General features: G+C 57.6%; 22 protein-coding genes and 2 tRNA genes. 3 read left to right on the top strand and 21 right to left on the bottom strand.

From position 1 onward, the window contains the following. Window positions 1-71: 71 nt before the first annotated feature. From AC2FJC_RS20790 to AC2FJC_RS20760, 7 genes are all read right to left on the bottom strand, one after another. Window positions 72-2,084, bottom strand: coding sequence for a DEAD/DEAH box helicase (locus tag AC2FJC_RS20790; protein ID WP_496741288.1), 2,013 nt, complete (start codon window positions 2,082-2,084; stop codon window positions 72-74). Window positions 2,085-2,317: 233 nt separating this feature from the next. After that, window positions 2,318-2,392: transfer RNA gene (locus AC2FJC_RS20785), tRNA-Phe, on the bottom strand. Between the two features lie 79 nt (window positions 2,393-2,471). Beyond that, a complete protein-coding gene (locus AC2FJC_RS20780) occupies window positions 2,472-2,654 on the bottom strand; it encodes a DNA gyrase inhibitor YacG (protein WP_058275399.1) in 183 nt (60 codons plus the stop codon). Further along, entirely contained in the window at window positions 2,651-3,673 is a 1,023-nt protein-coding gene (locus tag AC2FJC_RS20775; RefSeq protein WP_496741286.1) for a ribonuclease E/G, read from the bottom strand. Before AC2FJC_RS20775 ends, AC2FJC_RS20780 begins: the two co-directional genes overlap by 4 nt. Beyond that, window positions 3,670-4,248: a Maf family protein gene (locus AC2FJC_RS20770; protein ID WP_109312466.1), complete on the bottom strand. Its 579-nt coding sequence runs from the start codon at window positions 4,246-4,248 to the stop codon at window positions 3,670-3,672. The genes AC2FJC_RS20775 and AC2FJC_RS20770 overlap by 4 nt, the downstream gene beginning before the upstream one ends. 11 nt (window positions 4,249-4,259) lie before the next feature. After that, window positions 4,260-4,478 carry a translation initiation factor IF-1 gene (gene infA / locus AC2FJC_RS20765; RefSeq protein ID WP_005978431.1) on the bottom strand — a complete coding sequence of 73 codons (219 nt, stop codon included), beginning with the start codon at window positions 4,476-4,478 and terminating at the stop codon, window positions 4,260-4,262. 91 nt (window positions 4,479-4,569) lie between these two features. Beyond that, entirely contained in the window at window positions 4,570-5,445 is an 876-nt protein-coding gene (locus AC2FJC_RS20760; RefSeq protein WP_496741284.1) for a carbon-nitrogen hydrolase family protein, read from the bottom strand. A 375-nt stretch (window positions 5,446-5,820) separates the two neighbouring features. Here AC2FJC_RS20760 and AC2FJC_RS20755 point away from each other — a divergent pair, with 375 nt between their 5' ends. Then, on the top strand, window positions 5,821-6,027 hold the full coding sequence (locus tag AC2FJC_RS20755; protein WP_496741282.1) for a dodecin: 207 nt from the start codon (window positions 5,821-5,823) through the stop codon (window positions 6,025-6,027). A 56-nt stretch (window positions 6,028-6,083) separates the two neighbouring features. Here the strand turns inward: AC2FJC_RS20755 and AC2FJC_RS20750 are convergent, their stop codons facing one another. The 10 genes from AC2FJC_RS20750 to AC2FJC_RS20705 form a co-directional block, all read right to left on the bottom strand. Next, entirely contained in the window at window positions 6,084-6,677 is a 594-nt protein-coding gene (locus AC2FJC_RS20750; RefSeq protein WP_496741280.1) for a GNAT family N-acetyltransferase, read from the bottom strand. After that, window positions 6,670-7,068: a ketosteroid isomerase-related protein gene (locus AC2FJC_RS20745; RefSeq protein ID WP_496741278.1), complete on the bottom strand. Its 399-nt coding sequence runs from the start codon at window positions 7,066-7,068 to the stop codon at window positions 6,670-6,672. Before AC2FJC_RS20745 ends, AC2FJC_RS20750 begins: the two co-directional genes overlap by 8 nt. A 2-nt stretch (window positions 7,069-7,070) precedes the next feature. Further along, the gene (locus AC2FJC_RS20740; RefSeq protein WP_058275393.1) at window positions 7,071-7,523 is read right to left on the bottom strand and encodes an arsenate-mycothiol transferase ArsC; all 453 of its coding nucleotides are present in this window, start codon (window positions 7,521-7,523) and stop codon (window positions 7,071-7,073) included. 3 nt (window positions 7,524-7,526) lie between these two features. Next, window positions 7,527-8,006: a UPF0262 family protein gene (locus AC2FJC_RS20735; protein WP_496696377.1), complete on the bottom strand. Its 480-nt coding sequence runs from the start codon at window positions 8,004-8,006 to the stop codon at window positions 7,527-7,529. An 85-nt stretch (window positions 8,007-8,091) separates the two neighbouring features. Next, window positions 8,092-8,889, bottom strand: a complete 798-nt coding sequence (locus tag AC2FJC_RS20730) for a hypothetical protein (RefSeq protein ID WP_496741276.1) — start codon at window positions 8,887-8,889, stop codon at window positions 8,092-8,094. Between the two features lie 124 nt (window positions 8,890-9,013). Further along, window positions 9,014-10,315, bottom strand: a complete 1,302-nt coding sequence (gene hisD / locus AC2FJC_RS20725; protein WP_496741274.1) for a histidinol dehydrogenase — start codon at window positions 10,313-10,315, stop codon at window positions 9,014-9,016. Between the two features lie 60 nt (window positions 10,316-10,375). Continuing rightward, window positions 10,376-10,840, bottom strand: a complete 465-nt coding sequence (locus AC2FJC_RS20720; RefSeq protein ID WP_496741272.1) for a GNAT family N-acetyltransferase — start codon at window positions 10,838-10,840, stop codon at window positions 10,376-10,378. A 46-nt stretch (window positions 10,841-10,886) separates the two neighbouring features. After that, a complete protein-coding gene (locus tag AC2FJC_RS20715; RefSeq protein WP_496741270.1) occupies window positions 10,887-11,363 on the bottom strand; it encodes a DUF2948 family protein in 477 nt (158 codons plus the stop codon). Then, window positions 11,360-12,628: a UDP-N-acetylglucosamine 1-carboxyvinyltransferase gene (gene murA, locus AC2FJC_RS20710; RefSeq protein ID WP_496741268.1), complete on the bottom strand. Its 1,269-nt coding sequence runs from the start codon at window positions 12,626-12,628 to the stop codon at window positions 11,360-11,362. Before murA ends, AC2FJC_RS20715 begins: the two co-directional genes overlap by 4 nt. 6 nt (window positions 12,629-12,634) lie before the next feature. Continuing rightward, window positions 12,635-12,790, bottom strand: a complete 156-nt coding sequence (locus AC2FJC_RS20705) for a hypothetical protein (RefSeq protein ID WP_496725483.1) — start codon at window positions 12,788-12,790, stop codon at window positions 12,635-12,637. Window positions 12,791-12,873: 83 nt separating this feature from the next. Here AC2FJC_RS20705 and AC2FJC_RS20700 point away from each other — a divergent pair. Then, window positions 12,874-12,948, top strand: a tRNA-Thr gene (locus AC2FJC_RS20700). 466 nt (window positions 12,949-13,414) lie between these two features. Here the strand turns inward: AC2FJC_RS20700 and AC2FJC_RS20695 are convergent. The 4 genes from AC2FJC_RS20695 to AC2FJC_RS20680 are packed head-to-tail and all read right to left on the bottom strand — an operon-like array spanning window position 13,415 to window position 16,798. Beyond that, window positions 13,415-13,540 carry a hypothetical protein gene (locus AC2FJC_RS20695; RefSeq protein WP_496741266.1) on the bottom strand — a complete coding sequence of 42 codons (126 nt, stop codon included), beginning with the start codon at window positions 13,538-13,540 and terminating at the stop codon, window positions 13,415-13,417. A gap of 14 nt (window positions 13,541-13,554) precedes the next feature. Further along, entirely contained in the window at window positions 13,555-14,817 is a 1,263-nt protein-coding gene (locus AC2FJC_RS20690) for an MFS transporter (RefSeq protein WP_496741264.1), read from the bottom strand. A 55-nt stretch (window positions 14,818-14,872) separates the two neighbouring features. After that, window positions 14,873-15,718: an efflux RND transporter periplasmic adaptor subunit gene (locus AC2FJC_RS20685; RefSeq protein ID WP_496741262.1), complete on the bottom strand. Its 846-nt coding sequence runs from the start codon at window positions 15,716-15,718 to the stop codon at window positions 14,873-14,875. 6 nt (window positions 15,719-15,724) lie between these two features. Then, the gene (locus AC2FJC_RS20680) at window positions 15,725-16,798 is read right to left on the bottom strand and encodes an alpha/beta hydrolase (RefSeq protein WP_496741260.1); all 1,074 of its coding nucleotides are present in this window, start codon (window positions 16,796-16,798) and stop codon (window positions 15,725-15,727) included. 112 nt (window positions 16,799-16,910) lie between these two features. On the opposite strand from AC2FJC_RS20680, the gene AC2FJC_RS20675 reads away from it, so the two are divergent. Next, the gene (locus AC2FJC_RS20675) at window positions 16,911-17,924 is read left to right on the top strand and encodes a helix-turn-helix transcriptional regulator (protein WP_496741258.1); all 1,014 of its coding nucleotides are present in this window, start codon (window positions 16,911-16,913) and stop codon (window positions 17,922-17,924) included. The last annotated feature ends 428 nt before the right edge of the window (window positions 17,925-18,352 follow it).

Below are 18,352 nucleotides of genomic sequence, written 5' to 3'. Positions count from 1 at the left end.
CGCCATCTGATGTCGAACGTTCACTGTATTTCTGGTCCAACTATGACGGTTGGGTCAGGTTCGTGTGACGTTCAACACTTGCGCCGTTTCGGCACAGCATCTCCGCCCTTGCCCCCTTTCGCGGCTGAAACGCGGGCGCGGTTCTTCTTGCTGCTGGGTTTACCCTTGGGTGGCGGCGGGCCTTTGGTGGGTTTGCCGCCGGGCTTTACGCTTCCGTCTTTGTTCTTGTTAGCGGGCGTTTTGTGGGTTTTCTTCTTTGCGCTCGTTGCCGTGAATTTAACATCCGCCTCGCTCAGTGACGAGTCGCGGTGCGGTGTCGAGCTATGTTCTTTTGATCGAGTCTGTTTGAAACCGCGTTCCGCTGCTTTTCTGGGCTTACGATCTTCGGGTTTGGGTTTGCGGTTACGGGGCGTCGGGGCATCGTTCCAATCAACGGGGGTGGTGTCCCCTTTGCGCGGACGCGGTTTACCCTTGGGCGGGCGGTTGGACCTTGGACGCTCAAACGCTGGCACGTCAGGCGCGCCATCCAAGCGTACAACATCTTTCGAACCTTCGATTTTCATGCCCGGGCCAACAGCCGCCATAAAACCCGCAACACTGGCTTCGCGGATCTCGACGTAAGACACATCATCGGCAATCCGGATCGCGCCAATATCGTCTTTGGTCAGATCACCGGCCTTGCAGATCATCGGCAGCAAATGACGCGGCGATGCGTTTTGGTTGCGACCTTCAGACAAGGAAAACCAAACGCTCGGACCAAAGGCAGCCCGAGGTTTCGGGCGGTCGGCCGTCACCGGGGCCAACTCTTCTGGCGCTGAATGGCGCAATTTATACTGACGTAGATACGCAGCCGCTATTTGCTCAGCGGTAAATTTTTCAACCAGGTGCTGAACCGCGCCCTGTTCGCTTTCGGTAGCCTCAACCTGCCAGTCATCCGAGGCAAGCATCCGCGCCTGATCCCGTTCGTTCACCTCATCTGAAGACGGGGCGACGCCCCAATCCGCCGTGAGTTTTGCGAACTTTAGAATGCGCTCGGCCTTTTTCCGCGATGACGGTTCGACCACCAGGGCGCTGACGCCCTTTCGCCCTGCTCGGCCCGTGCGCCCAGAGCGATGCAAAAGCGTCTCGTGACTGTTGGGCAATTCAGCATGGATCACCAGATCGAGGTTCGGCAAATCAATCCCGCGCGCCGCGACATCTGTCGCCACACATACCCTCGCACGCCCATCGCGCATCGACTGCAACGCGTTAGAGCGTTCACTCTGCGTCAGCTCACCGGACAGTGCCACCACAGAAAACCCGCGGTTTGAAAGCCGCGTGGTCAGTCGTGACACCATCGCGCGGGTGTTACAGAAAACGATGGCATTGGGGGCTTCGTAATACCGCAATGCATTGATGATCGCGTTATCCCCGTCCCGCGGCGCCACCATCATCGCACGATATTCGATATCGGCATGTTGGGTTTTCTCGCTGACAGTGCTCACCCGCTCGGCATCGCGCTGGTAGCGCGTTGCCAGGCTAGCAATGGCGCGCGGGACCGTGGCTGAGAACAGCAACGTTTGCCGCTCTGCCGGAGTTTCATCTAGGATGAACTCAAGATCCTCGCGAAATCCAAGGTCCAGCATTTCATCGGCTTCGTCCAGAACCACAGCCCGGATCGCGGTCAGATCAATGGAACCACGCATGATATGATCGCGCAGGCGACCCGGCGTTGCGACAACAATATGCGCCCCACGCGCCAGAGCCCGGCGTTCATCACGCATATCCATGCCACCAACACACGAGGCCAGAAACGCACCAGCATCCGAGTACAGCCAGCTCAGCTCGCGCTTGACCTGCATGGCCAGTTCCCGCGTTGGCGCAACCACCAAAGCCAACGGCGCGCCGGACGCCCCGAACGTCTCATCTTCGCCCAGCAACTGTGGTGCGATCGCCAACCCGAACCCGATGGTTTTTCCCGATCCGGTTTGCGCCGACACCAACATATCGCGCCCTTCCAGCTCGGGCTGTGTCACGGCCTGCTGGACTTGTGTCAAAGTATCGTAACCCTTGCGGGCAAGCGCATCTGCGATGGTCTGTTTCACGGTGGTGTTCTTTGTATCAGCCGGGGGATACGTGCCTTGCGGTATTGCAATCAGCGCATCTTCCAAGGTTAAAGACCGCCTCTTAACGGGAGTCGCTGGCAATGTATAGCCGTGTCTTATGTGGTGACCGAGTTAAAAGACCGCCAGTCAGGAAGGTGTATTTTGCTGAATTGGTCTGTGGCTTCAGCCTGCTGTCAAAAGCCGATGCGAAACCAATACTTTACCAGATAAAGTGGTGCCCGGGGGCGGAATCGAACCACCGACACGAGGATTTTCAATCCACTGCTCTACCCCTGAGCTACCCGGGCACGGGAACGGCGTTTGCCGTTGGGTGGAGGCCTTCTATGACTTGCTACAGGCAGTGTCCAGAGGCTTTTTCACATTTTTTCAATGTGGACGTTGTTGCTCTGGTTCGGGATCGGAAACTTCGGTTTCAACATCCTCTTCCCGCTGCGATGGAACCGCGTAGGACCCGTTCAGCCACTTGGCCAGATCAATATCAGCACACCGTTTCGAACAGAATGGCCGAAACTCGGTTACAGACTTTTCTGCGCAGATCGGGCAGCTCATTTCAGCACTTCCGACAACGGGATACGGCCTCGTTTGCGCTGCAGCTCGTAGTGGCCAAGCGGGGTCCAGCCTGCAAGCGTGGTTTCGATCGAATCTGCCTTCAACGCAGCGCGCAGAGAGGCCTCAAACCCACGGCGATCCTTTTTGGGCATTGGTGCTAGGTCCAGAGTGATTTGCCCCCCTAAACCACGAACGCGCAATGCCCGGGCAAGCCCCTTGGCACAGGCGAAATTGGCCTTGGTTCCGGCCGCCATCGACGTGTCGGACCCGGTGTTGACATCCACAGCGACCAAGGCCCGGGTAGGCTGAATATATAGATGGCCGCCTCCGGGCAGTGGCTCAGAAATACCACGCGCCACGTCCAATGCGTCCAATACACCATGCGTTTCGAAACTACCTGGCTGTGTCACAACCTCCGCCGGGTCGGTCCAGTCGCGCCAGGCCAGAACATGGGGTCCGTCACCTTCCAGCAGCAGCTCGGGCTCAGTTCCCGGATCGTTCAAAACCTGATCCGCATGGGCCAGCATCGCGCCGATATCTTCGGCGATTTCAGCCGCGCCTTCGCCCTCACAACAGGATCGCAGGATCAGGCCATGGCTGCTGCCCTCCATGCTCTCGTGAGCGATCTCAAGAAGGCGGTCACGCTCATCTTCGTCGTGGATGGAACGTGAGATATTCAAACCGGGCGCATCAGGCGTGACGATCGCATAGCGGCTTTTAAACAGAACCCGATCGGTCACTGGCAGCGCCTTACCGGGTTCGGCATAGCCCGTCACCTGAACCAACATCAGTGCACCGGGTGCGAGCCCTTTGACCTGTCGTAAAAAGGCCGGACCATCTGGCGTGGTCAGGAACATGCCACCCTGCCCTTTGACCGGTCGGTCGGCACGGGCACGGTAAATCGTACCCGGCGCGGGCGCGTCAGCTGCAATCAGGAAATCGTCCAGCTGACCGTCGACCATAAGGGCGGCAGCTTCGCGGTTTTCGATGTGATCCAGAACAATGGTTCGACCCTTCATGACACCTCACGATACAGGGGATAGCCGATGCCTTGCAAAAGCGCGGCAGTCTCGGACAAGGGGAGCCCCACGATGCCGGTAAACGAACCAGAAATCCACGGGATGAAAGCCCCGGCGGGGCCTTGAATGGCGTAAGCGCCTGCTTTGCCCTGCCAATCTCCGGTCGCCAGGTAAGCGTTGATTTCAACGTCTGACAGGCGTTTGACCTTGACTTGAGACACCACATCACGTTGCAGAACGCGATCCCCGCGCCGTACAGCGACCGAGGTGATTACGCGGTGCCGCCGACCGGACAAAGCATGCAGGAATTCAGCCGCCTGGCCCGCGTCTTCCGGTTTTCCCAGAATACGGCGACCCAGTGCGACCGTGGTATCCGCGCAAAGAGTTACATCGTCGCCATCGGCCTGTACCGCCTGCACTTTTGCCCGCGTAATGCGATTGCAATAGGGCACCGGCAGCTCACCTTTCAGCGGCGTTTCATCAATGTCGGGTGCACGGATGGCATCGGGCTGCACGCCAAGCTGGGCCAACAGGTCCAGCCGCCTTGGGCTGCCCGATCCTAAGATAAACGCCATTGCGGCAGGCGTTACTTGAAGCGGTAGTTGATCCGACCCTTGGTCAGATCATAGGGGGTCATCTCGACCTGAACTTTGTCGCCGGCCAGAACACGGATGCGGTTCTTGCGCATCTTGCCTGCCGTATGTGCGATGATCTCATGGCCGTTTTCCAGCTCGACCCGAAACGTCGCATTAGGCAGGAGTTCCTTCACGACACCGGGAAATTCGAGCGTATCTTCCTTGGCCATGTTGTCTCCACATTTAAGTTGCACTCGCAGAATCTGCGAGGATGTGCGCTTAAATGAGCCCATTTTGGGCTTATTTCAAGGGCGGAATCACCTAAAGGGCGGATAATGTGACCGATTCGACTCGGGGGGCTTGTTCTTCCCATTGCGTTCGGTTCAGCACCTGGCCGTCGGCACGCACTTCCGCGATGGCGGACAGATCGATGTCTGCATAGGTCCAACCGGGGTGGTTAAGTGTGCCTTCGGCCAGTACGCCGGTGGCCGGAAAGCCCTTGTCTGGCGGGCCGAAAATGCCACCCGTTCCGGTATTCATATCTACAGCCTCGGACCAGTCGTTGTTCCCGACCAATGACGCCATAACCGTAACGCACTGATTTTCCAACGCTCTTGACATAGCACCAATCCGAACGCGCCAGTAACCTGAAAGCGCTTCGGTACACGAGGGGACAAGGATTAGGTCGGCGTCGCTGAGCGCACGGCCCAGCAACGGAAACTCGCTATCATAACAGATCAACACCCCGATCTTGCCCAGCGCCGTATCGAACAGTTTCAATGGGCCGCCAGGGGCGATATCCCACGACTCGCGTTCGAACCGGGTCATGATCTGTTTGTCCTGGTGGTCCTGTTTGCCATCTGGGGCATAAAGTGCTGCCCGGTTCACAGGTCGACCGGGGCTGTCCACAACCGGGGCCGATGCGCCCAGAATGTACGCCTTGTACTCCTGTGCGAGGCGCTGGTGCAGGTTTTGCACATCCTCCATCCGATCCGAGACTGCATGGATCGAACGCTCCAGATCACCCGCCACCTCGGTTCCATCGAGTGTCGACAGTTCCATCGCGCCGTATTCGGGGAAAACCAGCAGTTCCGCCCCCTGCCTCGCGGCGTCTGAGACCCAGCGGTCCAGCTTGTCCTCATATTGCGCCCAACTGTCGAGCCAATCGAGGTTATAGGCGGCGGTGGCGACTTTCATGGGCTTTCCTTGCGGTCCAAACTCGGGCGAATTTATGTGTGAGTTCGCGGGCTGTATAGCCCCATCCTGACACCTTGTGATTTGAGTTACCCTTTCCGCAATGACCCCGAACTGTCAAATGCCGCAGGATACATGAATGACTGCCAAAGCTTGCTCTTGTCGGAAATGAGCGGCCAACGAAACCGTCATTGTTGACCGGTGAACCAGCACACAATTCATTTTTGAAGTGCTGGTATGTCAGCATGCAACCATCTGTCAGTCTGCAAGAGACAGATTCAGTTGATGTCTTGGCAATGATGAGAGAGCCTGAGGGTAGGTTCTGAGGGGCCATCAAACACGCACCCAATAATCCAGTTCAACTTAGGGAGAATGAAAGTGGCGAATGCAACCTACAAGAAAATCGATGTCGTCGGCACGTCAACGGAATCTGTTGATGCAGCTATCAGGTCGGGTATCTCAAAGGCGGCTGAGACAGTTAAAAACCTTGATTGGTTCGAAGTTTCGGATATCCGAGGTCACATAACGGATGGCGAAGTTGGTCACTTCCAGGTCGCTATGAAAATCGGGTTCAGGCTCGACTAAGACAAGGCACAAGAACAGCAAAAGACCGATTTGTCCGCAGAGCAGACGAAAACTATCTACAAATCCCGCATCCAAAACTGCAGTCGCTTTGCTGTCTCGCCCTCTTCGCCAACATCCTTCCACGAAAACTGCGCGATCACACCGGGCAGCGGCTCATATCCCCGCGCGCGCCAGAAGGTATCCAAGGGGCGATAATGATTGGGCCGCATCGGGTGGTCTGGGGCGCGCTGTACACTGCAAAAGGCGCATTTTCTGTAGCCCAGCTTGCGCGCGTGTGCCTCGCGAAGGTCAAAGAACTTATGCCCTACCCCCTGCCCCCGATAGTCCGGCAAAAGGACAGATTCGGCGCAGTAGAAGATGTCGGTCAGGTCCAGGCCCGAGCCTTCAAAGGCGGCGGCGAAATCATCAGCGTGATCGGTCAGAGGGGCACCGGTTGAAGCGCCTATCAGGCGGTCACCATCGAACGCTCCAACAACGACCGCTTTGTCGCTGTCACGGTAAGATTGCAGGTACTTCCGCTCGTAATCGATGTCGCCGTCATACAGATACGGCCATGCCCGAAACACTAGAATCCGCAAACGCGCCACATCGTCCAAAGCATTTGTCAGCGCCGCGCCAGTCAGGGGGCGGACAGCTGTAACCTCAGCCATTCGAAACCTGCTTTGTCCAGTCAGCGAGGTTGTAGAACGTGGTAACGCGGGTGATCTTGCCGTCTTTCAAGTCAAAGAACGACCCAGCGGGCAAGCGATAGGTCTGGCCGTGGGCTTCGGGCAAACCCTCATCCGTTTGCAGATAGGTGCCGTTCACAGTGAACTCGGCCGAAGCGCGGGTGCCGCCTTCGGCCTCAAACACCACGATGTCCGTCAGGTGTTCCTTGTAGCAGCGGTTCATATGGGCGCAGAAGGCTGCAAATTTTTCCTTACCGGTGCGAATCTGGCCTTCGTTCACGTGATGCGCCACGTCATCTGACAGGCAAGCCAGCATGCCGTCGACGTCACCGGTATTGAAAGCGTCGAAATAGGTTTTGACGGTCTGGTTCATGGTCACTCCGTAGGTTCGCCCCAGCGACCTTTGAGATGCTGAATGATCTGGTCGCGGGTCTGTCGGTAGTGAATTAACTTGTCTGCGCGGCTTTCGCCCAGTCCGGTAGGGTCCATTATTGGCCAATAATCGACATCCAAGTGAAAAATGCGCGTCAATTCCAGAGCCTGGCGCTGACTGGCTGGAGACAACGCAACGATCAAGTCGAACGAGCTGAGGTCGTCACCCCATTCCTGCATCTCATCAAACGAGCGTGACCGATGGCGGGACAGTTCAACGCCGACTTCCTGACAGACCGCAATGCAAAACCCGTCAATCTCAAGGTCATTTCGCACACCGGCGGACTGCACATAAGTGCCCGTACCATAGAACTTTTTCATGAGCCCTTCGGCCATAGGGGACCGAACCGCGTTATGGTCGCAACAAAACAGGACCGACTGCGGTAAAGGCTTCACGCGTCAGCCCCCGAAATGCAGCACGCAGATCAGCGTGAACAGACGACGCGCGGTATCGGTATCTATGTCGGCCTTACCTTCAAGTCGCTCCTGCAAGACGCGGCTGCCTTCGTTGTGGATGCCGCGACGGGCCATGTCGATGGTTTCGATCTGGCTGGGCGGCAGAGTTTTCACCGCGTTGAAGTAGCTTTCGCAGATCTGAAAATAATCTTTGACCACTTGCCGGAACGGCCCCAGCGACAGGTGAAATTCTGCTGCCTTCTCCTCGGCCTCGGTGGCTATGTCGAAGACCAGCCGTTTGTCGCGGATCGACAGCTGCACACGGTATGGTCCATCAGGCGTGACACGGTCATCGCGCACCGGCAGCGCAAAGCTGTTTTCTTCCAGCAGATCATAGATCGCAACCTTACGCTCCTGCTCGATCTCGGGGGTCGGCGGAGGCAGGTTTCGGTCGTCTAGTTCGATGTGCGAGATACGAGTCATAAGGCGTGGTCCGTTCAGGTCGGCACAGACTTATAGCAACAAAATTGAATGGGCAACGCACACGGACCAATTCCTGACAAACTCGCTACAAAGGGTGATCCGAAGGGTCAATTCCGTGCTTCAACAACAATGTGTCAACAAGCGAGCCTTTGGCGATTTCACGATCCATAAAAATCTTCCGAAACCAAGATCCAAAGAAATGCACGGACATCTTATTCTGCCAGTCCAGAAACTCGAGCGCCGACATATCCGGATCATTCCAGTACTTTCTGTACCTGAGAGGGATCGCATAAAGCTCGGCGCGGGCAGAACACATATCATGTTCCGGCGTGTTATAAATGTAGTGAAAGAACAAAGGTGGCCCAAAGGTCGAAAGCGGCAAACTCCAGACAGTTGATCTGCCGAATATGTCGATGTAGCTCATTCGCCGATCCTCTGCCCACCAGGGCGGAACAAGGTCACTGTCAAAAGCAAAATCACACATTTTTTTCAATGCCGGACTGTCGCTTGGAAAGGCAACAACACCATTCATCATACGTCGACGTTTCAAATTCGCCTTTGGAAACAAATATCCCTGTTTGGTCTCGAACGGTCTGTTCGCGTAGGCATCGGCATCCACCCAGATATAGTCAGTATCCTGCATAAGCTTCAGGCGGAACAAATCCGCGTGTACGGCAACGGACCGGGTGATCGGGTCGCGATAAATCTCGGACGTGTCAAAAATTTCGCGTGCGTCGCGCGCCTCGATGTAATCCGGAATATCCTCGAGGTCGCCATAGTGGTAGACGATCGGCTTCTGGTCCACATCCGCGAAGGACTTCAGGCACAAATGCTCCAGAAAACTAAACCGTTTGCCGATCCAGAGTGTTGCCACGCGTTCCAAGTCTGGCTCCTTTGTGCCGGGTCGTCTTGCGGCTAGGGCGCCGTTGAACACCCATATGTTTCAAGTCCAATCCCTGAAAACCAATGCAGGTTCACAGCAGGTGTGACCCCATAGCCATAAACCTTCAGCCATTCAGACGCTTCAGTCGCGCCGTGACAGACAGCCCATGCGCCTCAAGGCTTTCGGATTGTGCCAGTTGCTCAGCTGCTGGTCCGATTGCACGCAGGGCTTCTGGTGTCATTTGGCTGAGTGTGGTGCGCTTGAGAAAATCCATCACGCTGAGACCGGAGGAGAAGCGGGCCGAACGGGCCGTCGGCAGCACGTGGTTGGGGCCGCCAACATAGTCTCCAATGGCCTCGGGCGTGTACTGGCCCAGGAAGATAGCGCCAGCGTGGACAGTCTTGGCGCTCAGCGCGACCGGGTCGGCCACGCACAACTCAAGGTGTTCGGGCGCGATGCGGTTCGACAATGCCGCCGCCTCGTCCAAATCACGCACGGTGATGATCGCGCCGAAATCACGCCAGCTGGCCCCCGCGATTGCGCGGCGTTGCAGGGTTTCAAGGCGTTTATCGACGGCTTTGACGACAGCCTGCCCAAACCCGGCGTCATCTGTAATCAGAATCGACTGCGCGCTTTCGTCATGTTCTGCTTGGCTAAGCAGATCCAACGCGATCCAGTCGGGGTCGTTGTCCTTGTCGGCAATCACCAGAATCTCGGACGGGCCGGCAATCATGTCTATGCCAACCTTTCCAAAAACGCGGCGCTTGGCGGCGGCGACAAAGGCGTTGCCCGGCCCGGTGATCTTGTCGACGGGCGCGATACTGTCGGTGCCATAGGCCAGTGCGGCAATCGCCTGTGCACCGCCTACACGATAGACTGTATCCACACCGGAAAGCTGCGCCGCCAGCAGGACCAGCGGGTTCACCTGCCCGTCCGGCGTTGGCACCGCGATGGCCAGACGCTCGACCCCGGCAACCTTGGCCGGGATTGCGTTCATCAGCACTGATGACGGATAAGATGCCAGCCCGCCGGGCACATAAAGACCAGCAGCCGACACTGCAGACCAGCGCCACCCCAGCGTTGCGCCTGCTTCATCGGTCCACGCGTGATCCTCAGGCATCTGCCTTTCGTGATAGGTCCGGATACGGTCGGCAGCCAATTCCAGCGCGGCCCGATCTTCGGCCGAGACCTGATCCACAGCCTCAGTGATCTGTTCAGCGCTGAAGGCCAATGTTTCGGGGGTCAGCTCCAGCCGGTCAAACTTGGCGGTCAGTTCGATCACCGCCGCATCGCCGCGTTTCCGCACGTCATCGATAATCTCAGCGACAACGGCGTCCACATCCGGGCTGTCCTCGCGCTTGGCGGACAATAGTGTTTTGAAGGCGGTCTCGAATTCAGACGACGTCGTGTCGAGGAAAACAGGCATGTTCTGGCACTCCGGAGCGTTTGATCGGGACATACCGCCCAGATGGGCCGGCCTCAACCCTCAGTCCTGTAGGTGCAGCGATTTGCGCATACTCAGACAGGGCACGTCATTGCGCTGACTGCATCCTCCGGTGGCTTCCCAGCCGTGCCGCGCATAGAAACCCTGTGCCGTTTGGGTGGCTTCAAGCTGCCCCTCGGTACAGCCAAGAGCGATTAGTTCCCGCTCAAGCGTCTTCAACAAAGCACCGCCAATACCGCAACCAATGTGACCTGGATCGATATACAAAAGCGTGACTTCTCCGGCTTCGGTCAGCCCACCGACTGCCGCAGGCTGCCCGTTATTCTCGGCGAGCCAGATTTGTGCCCCGTTCCTGATCCAGCCTCTGATCGTCTCCGGATCCTTGTTTGCGGTCCATTGCGCGATCAACTCAGGATCATCCTGATGGTCCGCCTTACAAAGTTCGGTAATTGACCGGATCAGAACATGGCTCAGATCGAACACGTCGAAAACGGTCGCACGCCGCAACTCCAGGCCCTGTGGAGACCCGGTAAATGCCTGCGCTATGCCGCGCTTATTCCGGATGAGACGGTGCCTGACCCGATGGGGCCTGATACGGCCGGGTCACATCCTTGAGGGTGACATCCAACGCCTCGACCGACAGGCGGATTGCACCGTCGCCTGCCAGCGTCAGCGTAATCTGTCCGGCGCCATCTTCTCCGGCTTCGAAATCGATGGACAGCAGAGACATCACCATGTCCTTATCGCTGCGGTCGACACCCTGACTGGCCACTGACAGGACCGAGCCGACAACCAAAACCGCCTGCACCCGTTCAAACGGGCGGTCACGGCGCGCGGCAGCGTCCTTGTCTTCCCAGCGGAAGCGATTCAGCAACAGACCAAAGCGACGTTCAGAGGGTCGCCACGTCATTTCGGTAATCGGGAAAATCGCATCCTGCGCCAGGGTCGAGATCACCTGAAGGTCATCGGCGTCCTCGGCCCCCAGATTCAGTGGGGCTTCGCGTCCGTCTTCGAAACTTGCATCTGTCATTGGCCTTTGATCCGTTCAATCTTTGCGCCCACGCCTTCCAGCTTACGCACCACATGTTCATATCCGCGGTCCAGATGATAGACCCGACTGACGGTCGTTTCCCCCTCAGCTGCCATTCCGGCCAGAATCAACGAGACTGAGGCCCGCAAATCCGTCGCCATCACGGGCGCTCCCTTCAGGCGTTCAACTCCGGTCACGGTCGCTGTACCGCCATGCACTTCGATATTTGCGCCCATGCGCACCAATTCGGGGGCATGCATGAAACGGTTCTCAAAGATACGTTCTTCCAGAACCGAAGTTCCCTCGGCCGTGCACATCAGTGCCATCATCTGCGCCTGCAGGTCGGTCGGAAAGCCGGGGAATGGCTCGGTCACCACATCCACGGCGCTGACACGACCGTTCTTGCGGACAACCTTCAGGCCATTTTGAGTTTCTTCGACATGCACGCCTGCCGCATCCAGCTTGGCCGCAAAGGATTCGACCAAAGCCATACGACCTCCCAACAGCTCAACCTCGCCGCCGCACATCGCAGGGGCCAGCATATAGGTGCCCAATTCAATCCGGTCGGTCACCACCTGATGTGTTGCACCATGCAGCCGATCTACGCCCTGAATCTCGATGGTCGAGGTCCCCTCACCCGAAATCTGTGCACCCATCTTGCGCAGACATTCGACCAGATCGACGATCTCAGGTTCTCGTGCAGCGTTCTTCAGAACGGTCGTGCCTTTGGCCAGCGTCGCAGCCATGACGATGTTCTCGGTCGCGCCCACCGAGGCAAAGCGCATTTCATGCACCGCGCCTTTCAACCCTCCGGGGGCTTTGGCGTGCAAGTAACCGTCTTTCAGTTCAATATCCGCGCCCAGCGCTTCAAGTCCTTCGACGTGCAGATCCATCGGACGCGCGCCGATGGCACACCCACCGGGCAGCGACACGACGGCCTGCCCGAAACGCGCCAGCAACGGCCCCAGCACCAGATTGGACGCCCGCATCTTGCGCACGATCTCATAATCCGCCGTCTGACTGGTCAGGTCATGGCTGGACATCGCCAGCACCTGCCCATCCTGCAACGAGGACACTTCGGCCCCCAGCGATTGCAGTAGCGCAGTCATTGTCTTGATGTCACTCAGCCGTGGCGCATTGGTCAGCGTCAGCGGATCTTCGCTGAGCAACGTTGCGGGCATCAGCGTCAGACATGCGTTCTTGGCCCCCGCAATCGGTATCTGACCGTTCAGCGGCCCGTTGCCCGTTACCAAAATCGAATCCATCTGCTCTTATCCCTCGTCCTTGCCGGCCTTGTCTCCGGAAGCCGCTCGCGCCTTGGCCTGCGCCTTGCGCCGCGCCATATTTGCCTTGAGCGCGGCCTTAAGCCGTTCTTCGCGCGCGTCCCCGGATTTACCGTCTTTTTTAGGTGAATTTTTGTCTGCCATTGTCTTTCTCTACAGGAGACGAAAAAAACCGTCCAGACACCCTTGCGCCGCGTTTCGTTTGAGTCTAATCACCCGCCCACAGCGCTGCTGTAGCTCAGAGGTAGAGCACTCCCTTGGTAAGGGAGAGGTCGAGAGTTCAATTCTCTCCAGCAGCACCATCAAATCAAAAACTTAGAGGATTGTCGACGTGGCCCCACAGGGGACTGGCGACCACATGGCGACCATCGCACAGGATCCCTAAGCCGGTGGCTACGTTGCGCCGATTGGCCTGAGCATTCGATAATAGGCTGCACCTATCTGACGAACCCGCCCCCCGGCCTACCCCCTCAGTCAACCGTGCGCATGCCAGTGAGGCTCGCCGATTTTGCGAGGCATGATTTTCAAAGGCCCATCCTCTCTGAGGTAAGGTTCTAACTGTTCTTTGAAGGCTGTCGAAATGGGGGCTCGGGACGAATGCCCGCTTCTGCCCGACAGGGGGCGTTCACACAAGACGGAGCTACGTCCTAGGTGCGGACAAAACCGACATTAGCTCTACTTGCCTGAATGACCATTTAAAGCCCCGCCGCAGACATTCATATTTCTGTAGATTGTGCGGAAAGTGAATCCTCAGGCTGTTTTGGCGGTTTAAACGCTAGCCGCGCGTACCATCAGCATCGCGCTTGCCGCGTTGATGGCCAAGGCAACAAATACCAGCAAGATGAGCAGAGTCGCTTTTTCTGCGCGAAAGAGATTTGTTGAGGGGGTGATCATGGTGGTCTCCTACCTTACCGTTTCTGGGTGGGGACGGATTTGAGGCTAGTGGTTTCGGTCGCCTTAAAGCGGGTTTGTTCCGCTCTGGCTGCCGGGGCTACTGTTTTGATCCTGAAAGCGGTGAAGCCCGCGAAGGCGGCCATCGCAAGTACAAGCGTCCAGCCCATGACCGCATCGCCAAATACCGCCGAAAGCGCGCTGGTCATGAGAGGGCCTGCAATGCCGCCGATGGTGAAGACAAACAGCATTGTGACAGCACTGGACGCGACATAGACGGGCACAGTGCGGTCCATCGCGTGAGCCAAAAGCAGCGAGTAGAGGGTGAGCATCGATCCGCCCAGCAAGATCAATCCGGCGAGCATTGCAATGTATAGTGGTGTGCCCACGATGTCAGCGTGGCGCGCACCGTCACCAGTGGCGAAAGTGGCGAAGGCCGCAAGGGCGCCGGTTGCGACTGTCGCCGTCACTACAATGACGCGGCTCCGATCCATGCGGTCTGACAAAAATCCAATCGGATAGAGAAACAGGATACGCCCGACGTAAATAGCAGCGATGCCAATAGCCACATCCGTGGCATCAATGCCAATGACAGCCGCCCGATACGGCACAACATTCATGAACACGGTGGACACGATACCAACGGTGAGCGCGCCGAGGGCGGCAGTGGGCGCGTCTTGAAACAGCGCCTTGAAACGCACATTTGCCCGTTCTTTGCCCTCGGGCGGCGTGCTGGGCGTGGCGGCGATCACCACAATGGCCAGACAGTAGAGTAAGGACATCAGCACAAAAGACTGATTCAGGTCGTCGGGTGAAACGATGACGAGAACCTGACTGAGAACCGACATCAACCCGAGGATAATGGCAAACACGGCAAGCAACCGGCCCCGCGATTTTTCGTCGACGGTTTCGCTGATCCAGGCGTCACCGATGGCAAAAAGGCCCGCGGTTGCAACGCCGGTCATCAGGCGCACGATTAGCAGCGTGGGCTCGTTCTCAGTCACGGAAAAAAGCAGGGCGGCAGCGGTGCATATGGCCGCCCCCGCAGAAAATGCACGAATATGTCCAATGCTGGTGATCCAGCCTGCAATGTAGAAACAGCCGATCAGGAATCCCAACGAGTAAGCAGCGGGCGCCAGCGCAGCGATTTCCTGAGACGCGCCGGTTTGGGCAAAATAGAGCGCGACGATGGTACCCGATGCCGCAGTCACCAGCTGTATCGCCGCGACCGCGATAAACAGGTATTTCAGGGTGTGGATTTGATCGCTGAATCGGGCCATGGAACTGCTCCAGGAAAGAGAGGAAAAGTGGGGCGCGCCTGACGCGCGACCTGCTTTAGTTTGGAAAGCTGACTTTGACTTCGACGTTCAAGCCGGGAATAAGGCCGCGCTCAAGATTTGGGATTTCCGCCCAGATGCGCAGGGTTTCGTTCGCGGCCAGCACGCTTTCAGCAAAAAGCACGCTGCCACCCTGTGCCAGTGGCTGAACGTCACCTGGCAAATGCAAGTCGACCTGAAAGCGCTCTATCAGAGCACTCAGGCCCTCTGGCGTCGACTGGTCCAGCGCGATCAGGGATTTGTACGGCATTCCGTACACAACTCGGACCGTGTCTGTGTGCACAATCTGCGCCAGCGCCTGACCGTTTTCTGTGTCCAGATAGGTGCCCACCTGTTTTTGGGCGAGCCCAATTTGCCCCGAAATCGGCGCCCTGATCTGTGTCGAAGCCAGCTCAAGCTCTGCCAATGCACGGTGCGCCTGCGCCTCTTGCAACGCCACCTTGGCCAGTATCAGCCGGTCCGTAGCGTTTTGAACGGCCAGTTCGGAAACCGCATCGCGCGCGCCAAGTTTCGCCTGCCGTTGCGCCTCGGCCTCCGCTGTTGCCAATTCGGCCTCACGACGGTTTTCGATCGCACGGCTGGCGGCGAGCTTTTGTTCGTAAGCCGGGGCCGCAATTTCAAACAGCAATTGGCCTTTCTCAACCGTATCGCCCGGCTTGAAATGCACCGCCGCGAGGATGCCGCGCACCGAATTGGCCACCAGGGCGCTCTCACTGGCCTCTATCCGTCCGGTAAATGTCTCTGCGGCGAGCATGTTGGTGAAGTCTTTAACAGGCTCTGCATGGGCACTGTGTGTCATTAGAAGACCCAACAGCAGAAGCGGGAGTTTTGCAAAAACGGTCATTGTTGGTCACTCCAGATGCAGGTCAAAGAAGGTGTTGAGCTCACGCCAAGCGTCATGAGTCTCCGGCGCGTTCACGAAGAAACCTGCCATGTAGTCGCCGTGTGACTGGCCGTCGTAGACATGTAGATCGGCGGCAACTCCGGCGGCGCGCAGGGCGCGGTGCATGCGCACCGTGTCGCTCAGCAACAGGTCGCGTGTGCCGGTCAGAAGAACCGCCGGCGGCAGGTTGTCCAGATTGGCGTAGATCGGGGACAGTCGCGGATCGGTACGGTCGGTACCGTCCGCATAAATGTCAAACGTGCCTTCAATCACACCCTCGCGGGCGCCAAGCGGATCAAGACCCTGCAACGTGATCCAGCTGTCCGACGTCTGCGCCAGATCCACAGCAGGCGTGCCTGCCATAATGGCCCCAGGCAAAGGGGTGCCCATGTCGCGCAGTTGTAAAACCGTCGACAACACCAGGTTGCCCCCCGCAGATGTGCCAAACATCGCAACTTTGGCTGGATCATAGTCCTTGATAACTTGCTGCCACACGGCGATCACATCATCTGTTGCGGCAGGAAACGGATGCAGCGGTGGGCGGCGATAGTCGACAGACACCACCTCAACACCCAAACCATGGGCCATCCAGATCGCTTCGGCCATGGCGGCCTCACCACCATTAAAAACGAAGGCCCCGCCGTGCACATGCACAAAAACGGTGTCCGCCCACCGGGGATCAATGGTGATTGGCGTGACACGGTAGGTGGTCACCCCCGCCACGTTCTCGATGGCGAATTGAGCGCCGGTCATCTCAAGCAAACGTGCGACCCCTTGCAGGGAGGCAGCGTCAAACTCGGCTTGCAACGTAAGCCATTGCTCGGTGGAGGATGGCGTTTCGGCATGCGTTCCAACTTGACGGCTTTCGATGAGCCCGGCCAGTTCCGGGGACACGCCCGCAGGAACCGGTGCGGTCCGCGCCGCCATTGGCAGACCTTCAATCACGGGCTTTGCGCTGTCTGCGGTGGCGACTGCAGGCACCGAAAGAGCCGCAATCAGTGCGCTTGTCAGAACAACTTTCAGGACGGAACGGCGTTTCATGTTTGGTCTCCAACTTTCAGTTTGGGTCATTCGTTTTGCTAAACTGGAGGTAATTTGTGGGGGGAGGCCGCGCCACTTCCAAAAGTGATCATTTCACGACAAACTGTCCGTCATGGACACGGTTTTGCAAAGCACCTTGGCGTTTCGCCCCGCGCTACAAGGGCTTGACCAAATTGCATCGCCGCGGGTGTCCGAACATGCCCTGAAAGAAGCTGGACTGTCGCGAGCGGTAATGGAAGACCCGACGGTGTTCCTCCCCTATCGGCTTCAGGCGCGATTCATGCAATCCGCCAGCCTGAAGATCTCCGAAAAACACATCGGTGCATATATCACGCAAGACTTCCACTACGCCTCCTTTGGGGCCTACGCAGACTATGTGCTCGGCGCGCCGAAACTGGATGCGGCCCTGGCGCGGGCCGAAAAAATCTTGCCGTTCCTGCAACGGGGGTCAGTTATGCGCACCCGCGTGGTTGGCGATCATTTTGTGCTTGGGTTTGATGCCATGCTTGGCGGAATCGCCGGGGCAAATTTGATCGATCAGGACCTGCCATTTGTGCTGCAGTCTGTGGTGCGCGAGTTCTGTGGACGCCGCTGGCGGCCGAGCTGGGTGGAGATGCCAGAGGTGCACCGAGGCACCGAAACCGCGCTGCAGTACATCTACAATGCAGAGGTGCGCGTGGGGGGATCCGCTGCCAGCATTGCGATCCCTCTGTCAGAAATCGAAACCCCTAATCCGCGGACAACCGATGAGAGGCTGGCGATGACGTTGGCAGGCATCCGCGATGTGCGGTCGCGGCAAACGCCCTCAACCACCAAAGAGGTGGTTGGGAACGCCTTGCGCGCGCAACTCGCCATGGGGCACGCCGACATCGAAACGGTGGCGGCCACATTGGGTGTCAGCGTACGCAAGCTGCAACGGCAACTCACTGCGGAGAACACCAGTTTCAAAGAGATCCGTGTGGCTGAACAGACAGATCGAGCCAGGTCGCTGCTGTCGGGCACTGACCTTTCTGTCGCGGAGGTTGCCTTCAATCTTGGGTTCAGCGAGGTCAACAGCTTCCGCCGCACATTTGCCAGCTGGTTTGGAATTTCACCATCTAAGTTTCGCAAATTGAGCGGTACGTAGGTAGCAAGGCCTCAATGGAGCGGCAATTGACGCAATGCGCAGCGAAGGTTCAGTTTCCGCCCAAATTGATGAATGCTGCGTAGCGAACCAGTGTCCACTTTGGGCTCAAAGCGGACGTTCGCTGCGCTGCTCACGAACGTCCACTTTGCGGACAAAGCTGCCGTCCACTCAGCGCAAGGCAATGCCCGCACCCGGCCCAAAGCGGACATTTCAGATCTGCGGTTCGAATGGAGAGCCGAACTTTGTTGCGCGCGCAGACCAAATTGAACGCCGGCAAGTAAGCCGACATTCAAAGGGTGGGTGTCTCAGGATCTTAGCTGCGCTAACGCAAGTCGGTTCTACATCCAATCCAAACAGAAATTAGAGAACTATCGATCGGGAGATTCATCGCGGAGAAGATTGTAGACTCTAGTAACTCAAGGTTTATG

This window comes from Ruegeria sp. CDSB117, assembly GCF_059611005.1.
Note: the sequence above shows the minus strand (reverse complement) of the source record. Positions and strands in the feature narration are given on the sequence as shown.

Bases quoted from the DNA above. Each gene is read 5' to 3' on its own strand.
- AC2FJC_RS20780 (WP_058275399.1), bottom strand. From the start codon at position 2,654: ATGAGCTGCCCGATCTGCGCAGAAAAGTCTGTAACCGAGTTTCGGCCA.
- AC2FJC_RS20775 (WP_496741286.1), bottom strand. From the start codon at position 3,673: ATGAAGGGTCGAACCATTGTTCTGGATCACATCGAAAACCGCGAAGCT.
- AC2FJC_RS20770 (WP_109312466.1), bottom strand. From the start codon at position 4,248: ATGGCGTTTATCTTAGGATCGGGCAGCCCAAGGCGGCTGGACCTGTTG.
- infA (WP_005978431.1), bottom strand. From the start codon at position 4,478: ATGGCCAAGGAAGATACGCTCGAATTTCCCGGTGTCGTGAAGGAACTC.
- AC2FJC_RS20760 (WP_496741284.1), bottom strand. From the start codon at position 5,445: ATGAAAGTCGCCACCGCCGCCTATAACCTCGATTGGCTCGACAGTTGG.
- AC2FJC_RS20750 (WP_496741280.1), bottom strand. From the start codon at position 6,677: ATGGCTGAGGTTACAGCTGTCCGCCCCCTGACTGGCGCGGCGCTGACA.
- AC2FJC_RS20745 (WP_496741278.1), bottom strand. From the start codon at position 7,068: ATGAACCAGACCGTCAAAACCTATTTCGACGCTTTCAATACCGGTGAC.
- AC2FJC_RS20735 (WP_496696377.1), bottom strand. From the start codon at position 8,006: ATGACTCGTATCTCGCACATCGAACTAGACGACCGAAACCTGCCTCCG.
- hisD (WP_496741274.1), bottom strand. From the start codon at position 10,315: ATGCCTGTTTTCCTCGACACGACGTCGTCTGAATTCGAGACCGCCTTC.
- AC2FJC_RS20715 (WP_496741270.1), bottom strand. From the start codon at position 11,363: ATGACAGATGCAAGTTTCGAAGACGGACGCGAAGCCCCACTGAATCTG.
- murA (WP_496741268.1), bottom strand. From the start codon at position 12,628: ATGGATTCGATTTTGGTAACGGGCAACGGGCCGCTGAACGGTCAGATA.
- AC2FJC_RS20705 (WP_496725483.1), bottom strand. From the start codon at position 12,790: ATGGCAGACAAAAATTCACCTAAAAAAGACGGTAAATCCGGGGACGCG.
- AC2FJC_RS20695 (WP_496741266.1), bottom strand. From the start codon at position 13,540: ATGATCACCCCCTCAACAAATCTCTTTCGCGCAGAAAAAGCGACTCTG.
- AC2FJC_RS20690 (WP_496741264.1), bottom strand. From the start codon at position 14,817: ATGGCCCGATTCAGCGATCAAATCCACACCCTGAAATACCTGTTTATC.
- AC2FJC_RS20685 (WP_496741262.1), bottom strand. From the start codon at position 15,718: ATGACCGTTTTTGCAAAACTCCCGCTTCTGCTGTTGGGTCTTCTAATG.
- AC2FJC_RS20680 (WP_496741260.1), bottom strand. From the start codon at position 16,798: ATGAAACGCCGTTCCGTCCTGAAAGTTGTTCTGACAAGCGCACTGATT.
- AC2FJC_RS20675 (WP_496741258.1), top strand. From the start codon at position 16,911: ATGGACACGGTTTTGCAAAGCACCTTGGCGTTTCGCCCCGCGCTACAA.